The sequence below is a fragment of the Streptomyces sp. NPDC041713 genome (assembly GCF_055591085.1).
Genome location: NZ_JBVIZY010000005.1, coordinates 419,356 through 437,125 on the forward strand (window position 1 = coordinate 419,356; position 17,770 = coordinate 437,125).

At 73.9% G+C, this 17,770-nt stretch carries 13 protein-coding genes; 7 read left to right on the forward strand and 6 right to left on the reverse strand.

Going from position 1 to position 17,770, the window contains the following annotated elements:
- The first annotated feature begins 285 nt into the window (after window positions 1-285).
- Together ACZ6CV_RS18305 and ACZ6CV_RS18310 are read left to right on the forward strand one after the other, a co-directional pair.
- Window positions 286-897, forward strand: coding sequence for a sigma-70 family RNA polymerase sigma factor (locus tag ACZ6CV_RS18305; RefSeq protein ID WP_469251795.1), 612 nt, complete (start codon window positions 286-288; stop codon window positions 895-897).
- Window positions 894-2,252 carry a zf-HC2 domain-containing protein gene (locus ACZ6CV_RS18310; protein WP_469251796.1) on the forward strand — a complete coding sequence of 453 codons (1,359 nt, stop codon included), beginning with the start codon at window positions 894-896 and terminating at the stop codon, window positions 2,250-2,252. Before ACZ6CV_RS18305 ends, ACZ6CV_RS18310 begins: the two co-directional genes overlap by 4 nt.
- A gap of 37 nt (window positions 2,253-2,289) precedes the next feature.
- On the opposite strand, the gene purU is transcribed toward ACZ6CV_RS18310, so the two are convergent.
- Together purU and ACZ6CV_RS18320 are read right to left on the reverse strand one after the other, a co-directional pair.
- Window positions 2,290-3,168 (reverse strand): formyltetrahydrofolate deformylase, encoded by an 879-nt coding sequence (purU, locus tag ACZ6CV_RS18315; RefSeq protein ID WP_359325692.1) that lies wholly within the window; start codon window positions 3,166-3,168, stop codon window positions 2,290-2,292.
- A gap of 57 nt (window positions 3,169-3,225) precedes the next feature.
- On the reverse strand, window positions 3,226-3,726 hold the full coding sequence (locus ACZ6CV_RS18320; protein ID WP_362372493.1) for an SCO4402 family protein: 501 nt from the start codon (window positions 3,724-3,726) through the stop codon (window positions 3,226-3,228).
- A gap of 118 nt (window positions 3,727-3,844) precedes the next feature.
- On the opposite strand from ACZ6CV_RS18320, the gene ACZ6CV_RS18325 reads away from it, so the two are divergent.
- Window positions 3,845-5,119 carry an ABC transporter substrate-binding protein gene (locus ACZ6CV_RS18325; protein ID WP_469251797.1) on the forward strand — a complete coding sequence of 425 codons (1,275 nt, stop codon included), beginning with the start codon at window positions 3,845-3,847 and terminating at the stop codon, window positions 5,117-5,119.
- A 34-nt stretch (window positions 5,120-5,153) separates the two neighbouring features.
- Here ACZ6CV_RS18325 and ACZ6CV_RS18330 read toward each other — a convergent pair whose 3' ends face one another.
- Window positions 5,154-7,325 carry a hypothetical protein gene (locus ACZ6CV_RS18330; protein WP_469251798.1) on the reverse strand — a complete coding sequence of 724 codons (2,172 nt, stop codon included), beginning with the start codon at window positions 7,323-7,325 and terminating at the stop codon, window positions 5,154-5,156.
- 159 nt (window positions 7,326-7,484) lie between these two features.
- The gene (locus ACZ6CV_RS18335) at window positions 7,485-8,873 is read right to left on the reverse strand and encodes a transcriptional regulator (RefSeq protein WP_469251799.1); all 1,389 of its coding nucleotides are present in this window, start codon (window positions 8,871-8,873) and stop codon (window positions 7,485-7,487) included.
- A gap of 352 nt (window positions 8,874-9,225) precedes the next feature.
- Here ACZ6CV_RS18335 and ACZ6CV_RS18340 point away from each other — a divergent pair, with 352 nt between their 5' ends.
- From ACZ6CV_RS18340 to ACZ6CV_RS18355, 4 genes are all read left to right on the forward strand, one after another.
- Window positions 9,226-9,885, forward strand: a complete 660-nt coding sequence (locus tag ACZ6CV_RS18340) for a bifunctional DNA primase/polymerase (RefSeq protein WP_362372485.1) — start codon at window positions 9,226-9,228, stop codon at window positions 9,883-9,885.
- 108 nt (window positions 9,886-9,993) lie between these two features.
- On the forward strand, window positions 9,994-10,770 hold the full coding sequence (locus tag ACZ6CV_RS18345) for an ABC transporter ATP-binding protein (protein ID WP_362372483.1): 777 nt from the start codon (window positions 9,994-9,996) through the stop codon (window positions 10,768-10,770).
- Window positions 10,767-12,407 (forward strand): transporter, encoded by a 1,641-nt coding sequence (locus ACZ6CV_RS18350; protein ID WP_469251800.1) that lies wholly within the window; start codon window positions 10,767-10,769, stop codon window positions 12,405-12,407. Before ACZ6CV_RS18345 ends, ACZ6CV_RS18350 begins: the two co-directional genes overlap by 4 nt.
- Before the next feature lie 425 nt (window positions 12,408-12,832).
- Window positions 12,833-14,215: a PAS domain-containing protein gene (locus ACZ6CV_RS18355; RefSeq protein WP_469251801.1), complete on the forward strand. Its 1,383-nt coding sequence runs from the start codon at window positions 12,833-12,835 to the stop codon at window positions 14,213-14,215.
- A gap of 1,596 nt (window positions 14,216-15,811) precedes the next feature.
- On the opposite strand, the gene ACZ6CV_RS18360 is transcribed toward ACZ6CV_RS18355, so the two are convergent.
- Both ACZ6CV_RS18360 and ACZ6CV_RS18365 read right to left on the reverse strand, forming a co-directional pair.
- Window positions 15,812-17,041: an ABC transporter permease gene (locus tag ACZ6CV_RS18360; protein ID WP_469251802.1), complete on the reverse strand. Its 1,230-nt coding sequence runs from the start codon at window positions 17,039-17,041 to the stop codon at window positions 15,812-15,814.
- Window positions 17,038-17,763 carry an ABC transporter ATP-binding protein gene (locus tag ACZ6CV_RS18365; RefSeq protein ID WP_469252017.1) on the reverse strand — a complete coding sequence of 242 codons (726 nt, stop codon included), beginning with the start codon at window positions 17,761-17,763 and terminating at the stop codon, window positions 17,038-17,040. The genes ACZ6CV_RS18360 and ACZ6CV_RS18365 overlap by 4 nt, the downstream gene beginning before the upstream one ends.
- Window positions 17,764-17,770 lie beyond the last annotated feature (7 nt).

The window sequence follows — 17,770 nt, forward strand, 5'->3', positions numbered from 1 at the left end:
GGTTCCGGAGCGATCCGGAAGCAGTCCCTACGTTTCGTTCTGCTTCGGCTGCCCCACCCGTACCCCATGAAACACCAGGGGACGCGCGGCAATATCATCCGGTCTCCGGCAAGCAGTGCGCTTTGCCGCAAACCGAAGTGCGTTGTCAGTGGCCCCGACTACATTCGAGGGGACGTCAGGAACACGAACCGCCGTACGGGAAGTACGGTCGGATGAGCAGCACGACACGCAGCAAGAGAAGGCAGAACCAGAAGGCAGCACAGGGCAAGCGCACGAGGGGGCCGCATGCCGAAGGACGCGCCGCGGCGCTGGGACCGCCGGATGCAGCAACGGCTCGCGCACGGGGAAGCGGCCGCACTCGCGGAGCTCTACGACAAGTTCGCCTCGCTCGTGCACCACCTCGCCCACCGCGTCCTCGGCGACGAGCCGGCCGCCGACCGTGTCACGCGCGAGGTCTTCACCCACGTCTGGGAGAACCCCGACGCCTATGACCCCCGGCAGGGCCCGCTGCGCTCCTGGCTCGCCACGCTCACCCACCGGCAGGCCGTCCGCAGGCTGCGCCAGACCGAGTCCGCAGCCCTCGCCCGCGGCGGCGCGGGCACCAGGGAGGACCTGGAGCGCAAGGTGCGCCGCGCCTCCGTGGCGGCCCGCGCGGACTACATCGTCACGGCCATGCCGACCCCGTTGCGGGCCGCCCTGGAGCTCGCGTACTTCCAGCGCCGCGACTACCGCCAGACCGCCGCCGACCTCGGCGTCACCGAGGACGAGGCCCGCCGCAGGCTCCGCCTCGGCCTGCAGCTGCTCTCCACGGCCAACGACCTCGCCGCCGATCCGTCCGCCGACCCGCGCCGGGGCGCCCGCCCCGGCGCCTCGCCCGGCCCCGGGACCGCGCGGTGACCGGCGCCGACCGCCCCGAACCGCACGACGAGCCGGACCGCACGGGCGGTACGGACCGCTCCAGCGGCTTCGGCGGCGAGGCGTACGGGAGCGGTGCCGGACCGCGGATACCGATGCCGCGCGCCTCCGTCGAGGACACCGGCCTGCCCGTGCCCGGCCTGCCCGTGCCCGGCCCGCCCGCGGAGGCCGCGCCCGCCGGCCCGCCGCTCGTCCTCGACCACGCCGTCCTGAAGTCCCTCCTCGGCGCGTGGGCGCTCTCCGCCTGCTCCGCGGAGGAGGCCCTCGCCGTCGAGGAGCACCTGGGCGACTGCGGCCCCTGCGCCGAGGAGGCGCTGCGGCTGCGCGACGCCGTCGGTCTGCTGCGCCCCGAGGAGAGCCTCGACCTCGACCCGGGCCTGCGCACCCGCGTCCTGGAGAGCTGCCTCGGCCGCCGCCCGCCCCGCATCCCGGTGCCCGAGTGGGCCGTTCCGTACGACGCGGAGACCGCCCGCCTCGACGCCCTCCTGAAGGACATCGGCGACGCGGAGTGGCACGCCCCGGTGCGGCTGCGCTGGTTCGACGACGAAGGACCGGTCAGCAGGAAGACCACCGTCGCCGGGGTCATCGCGCACCTCATCGCCGTCGACGGCATGGTCGGGCTCGCCCTCGGCCTCGACGACCCGCTCGGCGCCGAGGTCGGGGTCCCGCGCGACCCCGGCCACCGCACCGAGGCGTACTGGCGCGCCTCGTACTTCCCGCCCACTCGCGCGGTGCGCACCCCCTGGCGCGAGCAGACGCACGAACTGATCCGCACCGTCTCGTTCGCCGGCGACGGCTCGGGCCGCCTCCCGGTGCCGTACGGGCCGGTGCCCGCCGCCGGGGACGGCGCGGGGCCCGAGGCTCGGGCGGTCGAACTGCCGCTGCGCGACGCGATGACGGACCGCGCCTTCGAGTGCTGGATCCACGCGGGCGACATCGCCCACGCCGTCGACTATCCGTACGCGCCGCCCGCGCCCCGGCACCTCCACCACATGATCGACCTCGCCGTGCGCCTGCTGCCGGGGACGCTCGCCGGGCGGCGCCGCTCCGGGCTCGCCACCCCCTCCCGCGGCCTGGTCGCGGCGGGCGCGCCGGGCCGCAGCCTGCGTCTTGAGATCGAGGGGCACGGCGGCGGCGAGTGGCTGATCCCGCTCGACTCGCCCGCGGCGACCGCGTCCCGGGACCACGAGGTGGCCCATGTGGCGCTGGACGGCGTCGAGTTCTGCCGGCTCGCCGCGGGCCACGTCTCGCCGGAGGAGGCGGCCGCCGGGCAGGACGGCGACCGCGAGGCCATCCGCGACGTGCTGTTCTCGGCGGCCTCACTGAGCCGGATGTAACCCTGCGGGCACGGACTGCGTGCCCTCCGGGCAGGGTCTACGCGAAGACGACCGTGCGGCGGCCGTTCAGCAGGATCCGGCGCTCCGCGTGCCACTTCACGGCCCGCGCCAGCGCCTGGCACTCCACGTCGCGGCCGATCGCCACCAGCTGGTCGGGGGTGACGCCGTGGCCCACCCGCTCGACCTCCTGCTCGATGATCGGGCCCTCGTCGAGGTCGGCCGTCACGTAGTGCGCGGTCGCGCCGATCAGCTTCACCCCGCGCGCGTGCGCCTGGTGGTAGGGCTTCGCGCCCTTGAAGCTCGGCAGGAAGGAGTGGTGGATGTTGATGATCCGCCCGCTGAGCGCCTTGCACAGGTCGTCCGAGAGCACCTGCATGTAGCGGGCGAGGACGACCAGCTCCACGTCCTCCTCGCGGACGATCTCCAGGAGCCTGGCCTCGGCCTCCGGCTTGTTCTCCCGGTTCACCGGAATGTGGTGGAAGGGGATGTCGTACGAGGCGACGAGCTCGGCGAAGTCCGTGTGGTTGGAGACGACCGCGGCGATCTCCACCGGCAGCGCGCCGATCCGGGAGCGGAACAGCAGGTCGTTCAGGCAGTGCCCGAACTTGGACACCAGCAGGACGACCCGCATCCTGTCCTCGGCGCGGTGGATCTGCCAGTCCATGTGGAAGGAGTCGCCGATCGCGGCGAAGCTCGCCCGCAGCTTCTCGACGGTCACCGGGGACTCGGCCGAGAAGTGGACGCGCATGAAGAACAGTCCGGTGTCGTGGTCGCCGAACTGCTGACTGTCCTCGATGTTGCAGCCGGTCATGAAGAGGTAGCTCGACACGGCGTGCACGATGCCCTGCTTGTCGGGGCAGGAGAGGGTGAGGACGTACTGCTCAGCGGGGGCGGCGGCGGTGGACTGCTCGTTCATGGAGCCTAGGTTCCCACACGTGACGGCCGCCGTGCGCGGGCCTTCCGCGCGGCGGACTCAGGCCGAGCGGGTCAGGATCCGCAGCACTTCCAGGGTCTTCGGCTCCACGTCCGGGTCCTCCCCGTCGCCCGCCGCGAGGCGTACGTGCGCGTCGCGTGCGGCGCGGACCGCCTCGGGCCACCCCGGGTGCTCCAGATAGACGGAGACCAGCGCGTCCGGCCCCACCTCGTGCATGATCCGCAGGACCCGCAGCACGGCCGTGTCGACGAGGGCCGCCTCCTGGGAATCGCGGAAGATGGTCCCCACGTACTTCTCCGCGGACCAGTTGTCGAGCCACGTGTCCTCGACGAGCCGGTACACGGCGTCGGTCACGTCCCCGTACTCCTCGCGCCCCGCGAGCCAGCACTCCCGCTGGAACCCGGGGTCGGAGAGCATGTGCAGCGCCGAGCGCACGTTGCTGCGCCAGCGCCACCACGGCATGTCGTTGGTCGGCATGCCCCCCATGGTGCTGGAGCGACGGCCGCGACGGGAAGTGTTCTCCGAACCTTGCACGGTCATGGATCGTACGTTCCCGCCCCGGGCGCGCGAACCGGGCCCCGCCCGTTCACCTTCCTGTCACTGTCCGTTGAGGGCGAGTCACGCCGCGGTTGGCCGCGCCACGGCATCGTGCAGGGACATGACCGGCCGGCGACGCACCTTCCTCCCCCGCCCCACCCGCACCGCTCTGCTCTCCGCGGCCGCCGTGGCGGCGTGTACGTCCCTGATATCCGGTTGCGGGGTCATCCCTGGCACCACGGGGGGTTCCAGGGACGACCCCATCACCGTCATGACCTGGGCGCCCGAGAAGACCAAGGCGACCAACAAGCCCGGCATGCCCGCCATGGCGCAGGCCTACGCCCGCTGGGTCAACGCGCACGGCGGCCTCGACGGCCACGAGCTGAAGGTCCTTACCTGCAACGACCACAACGACACGGTGGGTGCCGCCGCCTGCGCGCGGGAGGCGGTCGACAACGACGTGGCGGCGGTCGTCGGCGCGTACAGCCAGCACGGCAGCTCCTTCCTCGCCCCGCTGGAGGGCGCGGGCATCCCCTACATCGGCGGCTACGGCATCACCGACGACGAGTTCAGCAGCCCGCTCTCCTACCCCGTCAACGGCGGCGAGCCCGCCCTCCTCGCGGGCAACGGCCGCCAGCTCGCCGCCCGCTGCGACCGCGTCTCCCTGGTCCGCCCCGACACCCTCGCCGGCGACGAGCTGCCCAAGCTCCTCAACCAGGGCCTCGCCGACGGCCACCACCGCCCCGTCGCCGACATCCGCGCCCCCGAGGACGGCACCGACCTCACCCCGCAGGCCGAGCAGGCGCTGAAGTCCGCGGGCACCCCGAAGGGCTGCGTGACCGCGGCGCTCGGCGCGCGCACGGACACCTTCTACGACTCCTTCCGCCGCACCAGGGACGCCTATCCGCCGGTCCGCATCTCCTCGGTGCTCGGCAGCGTCGACCAGTCCCTCGTCGACCGCACCGGCGGCGCGAGCGGCCCGTACGAGGGCGCGTACGTCACCGGCTGGTACCCGGCGACGACCGACGCCCGGTGGGACCGGATGCGCGACGTCATCCGCGAGCACGCGTTCGGCGACAACCGGGTCGACCCGGCCGACGCGGGCGTGCAGACGACGTGGATCGCGTACACCGTCCTGAAGCAGGTCGTCGAGTCGCTCGACGGCGGCGAGGTGTCCTCGCGCACCCTGCGCCGCGCCCTGGACGGCGGCCTGCGCGTCGGCACGGGCGGCCTCACGCCCACGCTGAGCTGGCGGTTCGAGGACCTGCTCGCCGCCAGCGAGTTCCCGCGCCTGATCAACTCGGCCGTCACGTTCCAGGTGGTGCGGGACGGCCGCCTCGTCCCGGCCCGCGAAGGGTTCGTGAACGTGCAGAAGACGCTGGAGCAGACGGCCTAGCCGCCGCTCCTCCCCGGGCGCGGGCGGGACCCGGTCAGAGCTGGGTCCTGTTGCGCTCCGTCAGCTCGTACTTGCGGGCGATCGCGTTCCAGTGGCCGCTGGCCTGCTGCTTGGCGGTCGTCGCGGTGCTGCTCTCGCGGTTGCCCGCGGCGGCCTGCGGGGTGTTGCGGGCGCGGCCCTTGTGACAGCCCTTCTTGCCCGCCACCTGGTCCGCCCACGCCGCGTAGTGGTTGTCGGCGGCGGCCGACGCCTTCCACGCCTTGTTGAGGGCGGCGGTCAGCTGGTCGTTGGCCGGGAGCTTGTCGACCTTCAGCGCGGCGAGCCGGGTGACCAGTCCATTGCGCTGCTTGGCCGCGCCGCGCAGATCCTTCGCGGCTTGGCCGAGGTTCTGGCACTTGCCCACGTTGCGTACGGAGGCGATGACCGTGTCACGGCTGTTGTTGCTGTCGGCCAGGAGCCGGTCGAGGGCGACGGCCTGCGCCTTGGCCGGGTCGGCGGCGGGCGAGGGCCGCTCGTCGGGGTCCGCGGACGCGGAGACCGCCTTGCCGTCGTCCTTCGCCTCGTCGTCGTCACCGCCGCCCCCGCTGAGCAGCGCGCCGGCGCCGATGCCGAGCACCGCGATGCCGATGCCCGCGGCGGCGATCAGCGGCACCTTGGAGCCGGTGCGGCCGGCGCGTCCGGTGCGGCCGGTGCGCTCACCGCGCCGGGGCCCGCCTCGGCCGCCGCCCGCGGGCTCGGGGGCGGGCACGCCGCCCGGCGCCTGGACGCGGGGCATCTGCTGCGTGGAGGCGGGGCCTTCGGCCTCCGGCTCGGTACGGAAGAGACTGTCGAACTCGGCGGGCGGCTGCCGGTCGCCGGGCGCGCCCGGACGGATCCCGTACGGGGAACCGGACGGCTCGGGCGGCGCGCCGTGGCCGGTGGGGGCGGGGGCGGGGGCCGCGCCGGGGACGGGGGCGATGAACTGGGTGGGCTCGCTGTCGGACGCGGGGGCGGGCGCGGGGCCCGACGCGGGGGTGCGGCCCAGGAACTGTGTGGCGTCGGCGGCGGGAGCGGGGGCGGTGGGAGCCTCGGGCGGCAGGGCGCCGGGTCCCACCGGGGGTATGTACTGCGTGGCCCCCTCGTCGCCGCCCGGACTCGCGGGCACGGGGGCGATGTACTGGGTGGCCTCGCTGTCGGGGGACGCGCCGGGCGCGGCGACGGGCGGCAGCGGCATGCTCGCCGGGCGCGTCACCGAGGGCGTGGACGAGGGCGTGGCCGAGGGCAGCTGTGCCTGCCGCTCCGAGGCCGCGGGGGGCAGGGGCTGGGCGCCCCGGCCGCCGGGCTGGGGCTGTCCGGCCGGTGGCGCGGCGTGCGCGCCCGGTCTCGCGGGCGGCGCGGCGTGGGCGCCGTGGCCCTGCTGCGGTGCAGCGTGGGCGCCGTGCGCCTGGTGCGCCCCGTGCGCGCCCTCACCCTGCGGGGTGCGGTCGCCCTGCGGGGCGCGGTCGCCCTGCGGGGTGCCGTAGGGGTCGGTGCCGCCCGGCCGGGGCTGGGCGGCATGGGCACCGTACGAGCCGGTGGGCTGTGCCCCGTAGGAGGGGTCGTTCTGGCCCGGGTACGAGGACGGGTCCTGCTGCCCGTGCCGTCCGGTGGGGGCGGGTTGGCCCGGGTAGGCCTGCGGCTCCGACGGGCTCGGGTGCGTCGGCCGGCCAGGGTGGCTCGGCTGGCCCGGCTGGCCGGCCTGGGGCGCGTATCCCTGCGGGGCCTGCTCGCCGTACTGGTTCGGCTGACCTTGCTGAGCCCCGTAACCCTGCTGGCCCGCGTAACCCTGCGGGTCCTGGTGCCCCGCGCCGTACCCCGGCTGCTGAGCCGCGCCGTAGCCCTGGGTGCCGTACCCCTGGCCCCCGTAGCTCTCGCCGCCGTAACCCTGCTGCGTGCCGTACGGGCCGGCGGGCTGGCTGGTCGGGCCCTCCGGGGGGAGGGGCTGGGCCGTGGGCTGGTGGACCGGCGTGCCCCACTCCTGGCCCTGGCCGGGCGGCGGGCCCGCCGTCTCGGGCCCCCAGGGCTGCCCCCACGGGTCGCCGCCCGCCGGGGCGCTGTGCCGGCCCGCGGCGCTGGGGAAGAGCGGCTCACTGCCGTCCGCGGGCAGCACGACGCCCTCGTGGGCGGGCCGGGCCGCGGGCTGCTGCGGATCGGAGGAAGCAGCGCCCTGACCGCTCTGCTGCGTCACCGGGACTCCTACATATGGGGGACCTACGGAACCGTCGGGTCACGCTACCGGGTCCCCACATCCCTCTGCCACGCAGCTCGGACCGCCGCCCTCCGCCGACGGGCGGAAGTAACAAAACCTTCCGCCCGGGCGCTGTTCCGGGGTACGTTCACGCGCTCCTCACGCCGCCTGGACGTCGACGCGCGCCCCGAACTCCCGTACCACCGGCTCGTCCCGGTACGGCTCCAGGCGGTCCTGGAGGTCCTCCAGGTACTCCGCGCCGCGGTTGGAGCGCAGCGTGCCGAGCAGCTCGACGGCCTTCATGCCCGTGTGACAGGCCTGTTCCACCTCGCGCCGCTGCACCTGCGCCGTCGCCAGCAGGACCAGGCCGATCGCCCGGCGCCGCGCCCGCGTCTCGGGGTGCCCGTCGAGGGACTCCTGGGCGCTGCGGGCCGCCGCCTCGGCCTGCCCCAAGTCCCGGTGACAATGCGCCATTTCATCGGCCAGATACGCGTGGTCGAAGTGCTGGATCCACACCGGGTCGTCACCGGAGTCGGCCTCGCCGGACGCCCGGTCCATCGCCTCGACCGCGCGCCCCGCCACGACCTGCGTGGCCCGCGCGTCACCGAGCAGCGCGTGCCCGCGCGCCTCGGCCGCGTAGAACATCGCCTGCGCGCGGGGCGTGACCCTGCCGCGGGTGCCCTCCTGCGCGGCCCGCGCCAACTGCGCGATCTCGCGCGGGTTCCCGAGCTGCGCCGCGAGGTGGCTCATGGACGCGGCCAGCACATACCCGCCGTATCCCCGGTCGCCCGCCGCCTGGGCCAGCCGGAGCGCCTGGATGTAGTAGCGCTGGGCGAGGCCCGGCTGCCCCGTGTCGACCGCCATGTACCCGGCGAGTTCCGTCAACCGCGCGACGGCGGCGAAGAGTTCACGCCCGACCGCCTCCCGGTAGGAGCCCGCGAGCAGCCCGGAGACCACGGAGTTGAGGTAGTGCACGACGACCGGCCGCACATGGCCGCTGCCGAACTGGTGGTCCAGCTTGGTCAGCGCCTCCGTCATCGCCTTGACCGCCTCCACGTCCGACATCCCGACGCGCGGCCCCGCGCTCCTGCCGACCTGCGAGTCCGGCGAGGAGATCAGCCAGTCGCGGCTGGGCTCCACGAGCGCGGAGGCCGCCACGGACGAGCCGGAGAGGAAGTCGCGGCGGCCCACGTCGCTGCGCCACAGCTCGCAGACCTGCTCGATGGCGCCGAGGACGGTCGGCGAGAACTGCAGGCCCACGCCGGAGGCGAGGTTCTTGCCGTTCGCCATGCCGATCTCGTCGATCGTGACGGTGCGGCCCAGCTTGCGGCCGAGCGCCTCCGCGATGATGCCCGGCGCCCGCCCGCGCGGCTGCTGCCCGCGCAGCCAACGGGCCACCGACGTCTTGTCGTAGCGCAGATCGAGACCGTGCTCCGCGCCGCACATGTTGACCCTGCGGGCCAGTCCGGCGTTGGAACAGCCGGCTTCCTGGATGAGCGCCTGCAGCCTTTCGTTGGGCTGTCGCGCGACGAGCGGCCTGGCGGCCATGGCGTAACCCCCTGAGTGCACCGTGGACCATCGGAACCGGACGGCCGCGGTGGACCGTCACACGATGATCAATGCCCTTGAGGCAAGGCGAAGATGCGCCACAGAAGAAGCAAAAGAAGCCATGAAGTACCACAAGTGCCGATCTGTACGGACCTGTCGGTCCCCGGGCTTCCTCCGAGGCGTCCTCTGCTTGCCCGTGACCTGGCTACCCGCACCCGGCAGCCAATCCCCCCGCGCGCCCCCACCCATGCACCCATGCGCCCCGAGCGCAGGATCGATGCTCCTCCCCCGCCCACGCGTGCGCCCGTGTCCCGACCCGTAACCCGAGGTGGCACCGGGAGTTGAGAACTGCGTGGAAGAGACCATCGGAGTCACGTCAGCCGCGCAGATCCCGAAGCAGCGCGGAGAAGGCTTGCTGGACACGGCCGTCCGGTACGCGGAGGAGCGGCACTGGGACGTGTTCCCCGGCACCTGGCTCGAGTCGGTCGACGGCGTCGAGCGGTGCTCGTGCGGGGACACCGCGTGCGACGCGCCCGGCGCGCACGCCGCGAGGGAGGACTGGGCGACCCAGGCCACCGGCAGCGCGACCGTGGCCCGCAGGCTCTGGCAGAAGCAGCCGACCGCCTCGATCCTGCTCCCCACCGGACGTACCTTCGACGCCATCGACGTGCCCGAGACCGCCGGATTCCTCGCGCTCGCCCGCATGGAGCGCATGGAGCTCACGCTCGGCCCCGTGACGTGCACCCCCGACCGCCGCATGCAGTTCTTCGTGCTCCCCGGCGCCGCCGCCAAGGTGCCCGACCTCGTGCGCACCCTGGGCTGGCCGCCCGCCGCCATCGACCTGGTCTGCCACGGCGAGGGCACCTACGTCGCCGCGCCCCCCACCCGCTACGGCGCCACCGGCTCCGTCCAGTGGGCCTGCCGCCCCACCGCCGCCAACCGGTGGCTGCCGGACGCCGAGGAGATCATCTCGCCGCTGGCGTACGCGTGCGGCAGGGAAGCGCGGCGCTGACCCGGTGACCCGCTGGCCCGCTGACCCGCTGACCCGCTGACAACGACCCGGCCCGGCACGCCGCCGACGTATCGTGCGGGCACGGCGGAAGCGGCGAAGGGCGGCACGGTGACCGAAGCGGCGGCGGTACGGATCCAGGGGCTCTGGAAGCGGTTCGGCGAACAGATCGCGGTGGCGGGCATCGATCTGAGCCTGCCCGCGGGTCAGTTCATCGGCCTCGTCGGCCCCAACGGCGCCGGCAAGACCACCACCCTCTCCATGGTCACCGGCCTGCTCCGTCCCGACCACGGCACCGTCGAGGTGGTCGGGCACGACGTGTGGCGCGACCCCGTCGAGGTCAAGGCCCGCATCGGCGTCCTGCCCGAGGGCCTGCGCCTCTTCGAACGGCTCTCCGGCCGCGAACTCCTCGCGTACACCGGCCGGCTGCGCGGTCTGCCCGGCGCCGAGGTCGACAAGCGCGCCACCCAGCTCCTCGACGTGCTCGACCTCGCGGGCGCCCAGCACAAACTCGTCGTCGACTACTCGACCGGCATGCGCAAGAAGATCGGGCTCGCCGCGGCGCTGCTCCACAACCCCGAAGTCCTCTTCCTCGACGAGCCGTTCGAGGGCGTCGACCCCGTCTCCGCGCAGACCATCCGCGGCGTCCTGGAGCGCTACACCGCCTCCGGCGCCACCGTCGTCTTCTCCTCCCACGTCATGGAACTCGTCGAGTCGCTCTGCGACTGGGTCGCCGTCATGGCCGCCGGCCGCATCCGCGCCCACGGCACCCTCGCCGAGGTGCGCGGCGCGGCGCCCTCGCTGCAGCAGGCATTCCTCGAACTCGTCGGGGCCGGGGGCCGCGACACGGGCTCCGACCTCGACTGGCTGGGCGGCGGCAGCCGATGACCGCGCCCCGCACCAGAACCGCCGCCGCCGACGCCCGCACCGGAGCCGCCCACCCGGCGATCACCCCGGTCTTCGTCCGCCTGAAGCTGTCCCTGCTGCGCAACGGCCTGCGCCAGTCCGCGGGCCGCCGCGCCGCCTACATCGCGTCCGTCGTCGCCGCGCTCCTCGTCGCCGCGCTCCAACTCCTCGGCCTCGTCGCACTGCGCGGCAACGCCCACGCCGCCACCGTGTGCGTCCTGCTCAGCGCGGTGCTCGCCCTCGGCTGGGCCGTCATGCCGCTGTTCTTCGCGAGCGGCGACGAGACCCTCGACCCGACGCGCCTGGTGATGCTGCCGCTGCGCCCCCGCCCCCTCGTACGGGCGCTGCTCGTCGCCTCCCTCGTCGGCATCGGCCCGCTGTTCACGCTCTGCCTCGCCGTCGGCTCGGCGATCGCCCTGGCCCACGGGGCCGCCGCGGCCGTCACCGGCGTCGTCGCGGTCGCCCTCACCGTGCTGATCTGCGTGGCGCTGGCCCGCGCGGTCGCCGCCGCCAACACCCGCCTCCTCACCAGCCGCAAGGGGCGCGACCTTGCCGTACTGAGCGGGCTCGTCATCGCGGTCGGCGCGCAGGTCGTCAACTTCGGGGCGCAGCGGCTCGGTTCGTCCGGCCTGTCCACCCTCGACCCGGCGGCGGACGTCGTCCGCTGGATCCCGCCGGCCGCGGCGCTCGGCGCGGTCGACTCGGTGAGCGACGGCGCTTACGCCACCGGCGCGGCGCAGCTCGTCGTCGCGTGCGCGGCCCTGGCCGGACTGCTCGCGCTCTGGCGGCGCAGCCTGACCCGCCTGATGACGGCGCCGGACGGCTCCACGCTCACGGCGGCGGAACCGGACAAGGGCACGTCACGCGCCTCGGGCGCCCTCGGCGGGCTGCTCCCCGCGGGCCGCACCGGCACCGTCATGGAGCGCAGCCTGCGCTACGTCTGGCGCGACCCGAAGACCAAGGCGGCCTGGGTGACGTCCCTGGCCATCGGCCTGATCGTGCCGCTGTTCAACGCCCTGCAGGGCACCGGGTCCGGCTACTTCGCCTGCTTCGCGGCGGGCATGCTCGGCATCCTCATGTACAACCAGTTCGGCCAGGACACGTCGGCGTTCTGGATGGTGGCGACGACGATCTCCGCGACGCGCGACGCGTACGTGGAGCTGCGCGGCCGGGCCCTGGCGCTGCTGCTCATCACCGTCCCGTACGCGGTGCTTGTGACCGTCGTGACGGTGGCGGTGCTCGGCGAGTGGCCGACCCTGCCGGAGATCCTGGGCCTCTCCTTCGCGCTGCTCGGCGCGATGCTGGCCACGGGCGCGTGGTCCTCGACACGCTTCCCGTACTCGATCCCGCAGGAGGGCTACAAGAACGTGGCCCCCGGCCAGGCCGGGCTCGCCTGGATCTCCATCTTCGGCGGCATGGTCGCGGCGGCCCTGCTGTGCGCGCCGGCCCTCGCCCTCACGATCTGGCTGCACGCGTCGGGCGCGGCGTCGTGGAGCTGGCTCCTGCTGCCGGTGGGCGCGGTGTACGGGGCGGTGATCACGGAGCTGGGCCTCCACCTGGCGGCCCCGCGCCTGGCGGGCCGGCTCCCGGAGATCCTCACGGCGGTGAGCCGGGGCTGAGGGCCTTGAAGAGCCCTGAAGAGCCCTGAACGCAGACGACCCGCGAGCCGTGGTCCCTGCCGCACCGTATGCATCCGGGCGAAGGAAGCCGGCCGGACGTACCGGCGGCTCGCGGGTCGGGTGACTGCTTGGGAATAGGGCCGGCTGCACGCACAACACACATGCTGGTCCGGCGCCGAATTCGAGTTGCGACGACGGACCGCTAGCCCGCAGTCACCTCACGCGTCCGGTTTCCATACATCGGCCGAACCACCTCCCTTCTCGTGTGCACACCACCCTAGGAACCGCCCCACGCGCCGCACAACCGAATTTCGCGCACAACGTTTTCTCAGCGACTTCCGGGAACTACCTGTGGGGTGGGTCACGTTCCAGTTGAATGATCTGACGTGCGATACAGGGAGATCGCGCAGCGTAGGGGGTTCCAGGTGAGTGCTTCGCGGCAGAGCGGAACTACTGACGAACTGGGTCCTGACGAACCCGAGCCCGGGGGTGCCGAGTTGCTCGCGGCGCTGTTGGACGGGATGGACGCCGCGTTGTGCGCGTTCGACGCCGACGGTGTGGTGACGCACTGGAACCGTGAGGCGGAGCGGATCCTCGGGTGGTCGGCGGCGGAGGCCGTCGGGCGGCGGGGGTTCACCGGGTGGGCGGTGCGGGCCGCGGACGCCGGGGACGTCGAGGGGCGGCTGATGGCCGCGATGGACGCGCCGGGGCGGCAGGTGCACGAGTTCGCGCTGGTGACCAAGGACGGCGGGCGGGTGCTCGTACGGATGCAGTCGGCGGCCGTGCGGGGTGGTGACGGCAAGACGGCAGGGATGTACTGCGCCTTCAGCGAGGTCCACGCCCAGATCGACCTGGAGCGGTCCATCGCCCTGAGCGAGGCGCTCTTCGAGAACGCCTCGTGGGGGGTGGTGCTGGTCGACGCGGACCTGCGCCCCGCCGTGGTCAACGAACACGCCGCCCGCGCCTTCGGCATCGGCCGCACCGCCGTCCTGGGACGCCCGCTCGCCGATCTGCTCGGGCAGGGCGTCGAGGAGCTGGAGAGCGCGCTGACCCACGTACTGGCCGAGGGCACGCCGCCGGCGCCGGCCGAGCTGTGGGTGTCGGTACGGGCCGGGGCGGGCCAGGAGGAGCAGGCGGAGCGGCGCTGCTGGCGCAGCGGATTCCTGCGGCTCGCGTCGCCGCTCGCGGAGGAGCCGGTGCCGTTGGGGGTGGGCTGGCTCTTCCTGGACGTGACGGAGGCGAAGCAGACCGAGCAGGTGGCCTCGCAGCTCCGCTTCCGCTCCCAGCAGCTGCATCGGGCGGCGCGGGCCGTCGCGGAGTGCGAGGACCCCACGGAGGCGGCCACCGTTCAGCTGGACTTCGCGCTCGCCGGCTTCGCCGACCACGCGCTGGTGGACCTGCTCGCGGGCGAGGGCCCGGTGCGGCTGGTGCGGGTCGCCGAGACGCCCGCGGGGCCGCCGGGGCCCTGCCTGCCGGTCGCGACGGCGGGCATCCCGGTCCGCTACCCCGAGGGGCATCCGGCTCCCCAGTGCGTGGAGCGCACCGGTTCGGTGCGGGCCAGCGCGGGGCCGGCGGCCTCACCGGAACGGATACGGGAGTGGTCGGCGGCCCGGCAGTGGCCCGAGGACTCGGTGCACGCCCTGTGCGTGGTGCTGCGCAGCCGGGGGCGGACGCTGGGCGTGGTGACGTTCTTGCGGGGGTCGGGGCGGGGGCAGTTCGACGGGGGTGACGCGGCGTACGCGGAGAGTGTGGCGTCTCGGGTGGCGGCGTCGCTCGATTTGGCGGAGGTGTTGGGGGTGGGCCGGTGAGGGTCCGCTGGGCGCGGGGCCTGAGCGAGGTGGGCTGGCCGGGTGGGGACTTCGGTGGGCCGGTGCCTTTGGATGGTGGGCGGGGCCGCCCGGGGTTTTGCGGAGTGTGGCGCCTCCGGGCCGGCAGTAAAGGGCGCCCTACGGGCGTCGGCTCCGCCGATTCCGCTCCGCTCCACCCTTGACTCCCGCCCCTCCACCGCGACGTGACCTTCGACCCGGACGGCCAGGGGTGAGGCGGCGGGCGACGCTGGGTTGGGCCAATACCTCGCGTGGCCGGGTGCGGACCGGTCCATCGTGCGCCGACGCCACGGTGCGAGCGCGGGCAACCACCCGGCCACGCCGCTCGGGTCATCGCCTCGCGCTGCCGGGTGCGGTCCGGCCCATCGTCGGCAGGTGTCACCTTCGAGGCGCTGCCCGGGAACAGGGGGCTGGGCTCTGGGGGTCGGGCACCTACTTTGGGAAAGTTGCGAATGAATATGCCGCACGCCCCCCGTGCCACACCCCAAGCGCCCCCGGAACCAACCACTCCGCCAAGGGGGATGGGGCGGATGGGTGCCCTGCGGGAGGTGGGGTTAGTGGGACGGGCGGGATCTGATGCCGCACGAGACCCATGGGACGAATGAGTTCAGTGGGGCCACCAGGCACGGCGGAGAGGCAGAACCCACCCACCGGCCACCCGCCGGACGGCGCGCGGGGCGTGGCAGGGGGGTGCGCGAGGATCCAATTCGCAACGTTCCCAAAGTAGGTAAGCGAGGGGGAGGGACGGGATGGAGACGGGCCTGACGCCAGAGGACGGGCTTACGTCGCCGGGGCGCATCCGATCTGGCGAGGGGGCGCGCGGCGTCTCAATTCGCAACTTTGCCGAAGTAGGTGCTGAACCGCGAGAGCCGACGCCCCGACCGGGAAGACGGCATCGGCCCACGATGAACCGGACCGCACCCGGCAGCGCGGACCAAGCACCCGAGCAGCGAAGCCGGCCGGCAGGCCGAGCCCAGCCCCCCTGGCACCCACCCACGATGATCCGGACCGCACCCGGCCACGCGAGCCGATGCCCCGAGCGTCGAGGCCGCCGGGCTGGCCGAGCGCGCACCGTGGCTTCGGCGCTCGATGGACCGGTCCGCACCCGGCGGCGAAAGCTGATGACCCGGGCAGCGAGGTCGCGCGGCGGGCCCGCACCGTGGCCCCCGCCCACGATGGACCGGCCCGCACCCGGCGGCGAAAGCCGATGACCCGACCACACCGGCCGTGGGCCCGAGCCCGCACCGTGGCGTCCGCCCACGATGAGCCGGTCCGCACCCGGCCGCGAAAGCCGATGACCCCACCCAGCGTTGCCCGCCGCCTCACCCCTGGCCGTCCGGGTCGGAGGTCAAGTCGCGGTGGAGGGGCGGGAGTCAAGGGTGGAGCGGAGCGGAATCGGCGGAGCCGACGCGTAGCGCAGCGGAGCGCCCTTTACTGCCGGCCCGGAGGCGCCACACTCCGCAAAACCCCGGGCGGCCCCGGTAGGAATCGAAGGCACCGGCCCACCGGAGGGTCACCTCCGGACCGAGCCCCGACCGTGGCCGCCGGCAAAGGTGCCGGGCGAACGAACCCAGCCCCTCACACCGCGTGCAGCGCCAACGTCGGAGACAACCGCGCCGCCCGCACCGCCGGATACAGACCCGCCACCGTCCCGATCGCCAGCGTCGCCCCGAAGCCGCCCGCCATCGCCCACGGTGGGACCACCCACGGCAGGTCGCCCGAGACCGCGTACGCCGCCGTCGCCGCCGCGCCCAGCGCCACGCCCGCCATGCCGCCCAGGCCCGACAGCATCAGCGACTCCGTCACGAACTGGACGCGGATCTGGCCCCGCGTCGCCCCGAGCGACCTGCGCAGGCCGATCTCGTAGCGCCGTTCCAACACTGAGATGATCATGGTGTTGGCCACCCCGACCCCGCCCACCAGCAGCGCGATCCCGCCCAGCCCGAGCAGCAGCGTGGAGAACGCGCCCTCCGTCGCCGCCTTCGCCTGGAGCGCCGACGACGGGTCGGTGACCTGGACGTTGCGCGGGTTCTCCGGGTCGATGGACGGGGCGAGGAGCCGCCGTACGTCGCCGACGGTCGCGTCGGTGGAGCGTTCGTACACCGACGTCGGGTGGCCGTCGAAGCCGAGCAGCTTGCGCGACGCGTCCCAGCCGGTCAGGGCCGAGCGTTCGATGTCGGACGCCAGCGGCAGCGGGTCGAGGATGCCGATCACGGTGAAGTACCGGTCGTCGATCCACACCTGCTGACCCGGCGACGTGATGCCGAGCCGCTTCGCCGCGACGTGGCCGAGGACCACCGACGGATAGCGGCTGTTCGCCGCGTTGAACCAGCTGCCGTGCGCCATCTTGCCGCGCAGCACCTTCAACAGCCCCTCCGTGGAAGCCTTCACGGAGATCCCGCCGGTCTCGTCCTCCGGGATCTTCTCGCTGCGCCGCACCGAGCGTTCGAGATCGCCGGTCGCCCCGACGTCCTCGACGCCGTCGACCCGTCCGACCCGCCCCGCCGCGTCCTTCGGCAGGTTCACCGTCTCGCCGGAGAACATCGCCTCACCCGGCGAGGCGATGAGCATGTTCGTGCCCAACGAGTCCAGTTCCTCCATCAGTTGGGCCTTACTGGAGGACGAGATGCCCACCACGGCGACCATCGTCGCGATGCCGATGGCGATGCCGAGCGCGGAGAGCACGACCCGTACGGGCCGGCTGCGCAGCCCCGCGGAGCCGACGTGCAGGACGTCGCGCGGGCTCAGCCGCGCCGCCCTGAGGGCCCCGCGGCGCGCCTTCGTACGGTCACGGTTGCGGGCCCTCACGCGGCGACCTCCGCGCCCCGCGTGTCCGCGACGACCTGCCCGTCCCTGATCCGCACCTGCCGCGGCAGCCGGTCGGCGATCTCCGTGTCGTGGGTGATGACGGCGATGGTCGCGCCCTCCGCGTTGAGGTCGTGCAGCAGGGCCATGACGGCCTCGCCGGACGCGGAGTCCAGCGCGCCGGTGGGCTCGTCGGCGAGGAGCAGGTCGGGTTCGCCGACGACCGCGCGGGCGATGGCGACGCGCTGTTTCTGGCCGCCGGACAGTTCGTGCGGGCGGTGCCGCATGCGGTCGGCGAGGCCGACGCGCTCCAGGGCGTACGCGGCCCTGCGGCGCCGTTCCGCGCGGGAGAGACCGGAGTAGAGCAGGCCCTCGGCGACGTTGTCGCGGGCGCTGATGCCGGGCACGAGGTGGAACGCCTGGAAGACGAAACCGATGTGCCGGGCGCGCAGCGCGGACAGGCTGCGGTCGGTCAGCGCGGCGACGTCGTGTCCGGCGATGGCGACGGAGCCCGCGGTGGGCCGGTCGAGGGTGCCGACGATGTGCAGGAGGGTGGACTTGCCGGAGCCGGACGGGCCGACGATGGCGAGGAGTTCACCGGCGCCGACGCTCAGGTCGACGCCGCGCAGGGCGGCGACCCCGCCCGGGTACTCCTTGGTGACGCCCGCCAGCTCCACGACGGTGGGGCTGTCCTGGCCCATGACGGCAGGAGTGTCCTGGCCCATGACGGCA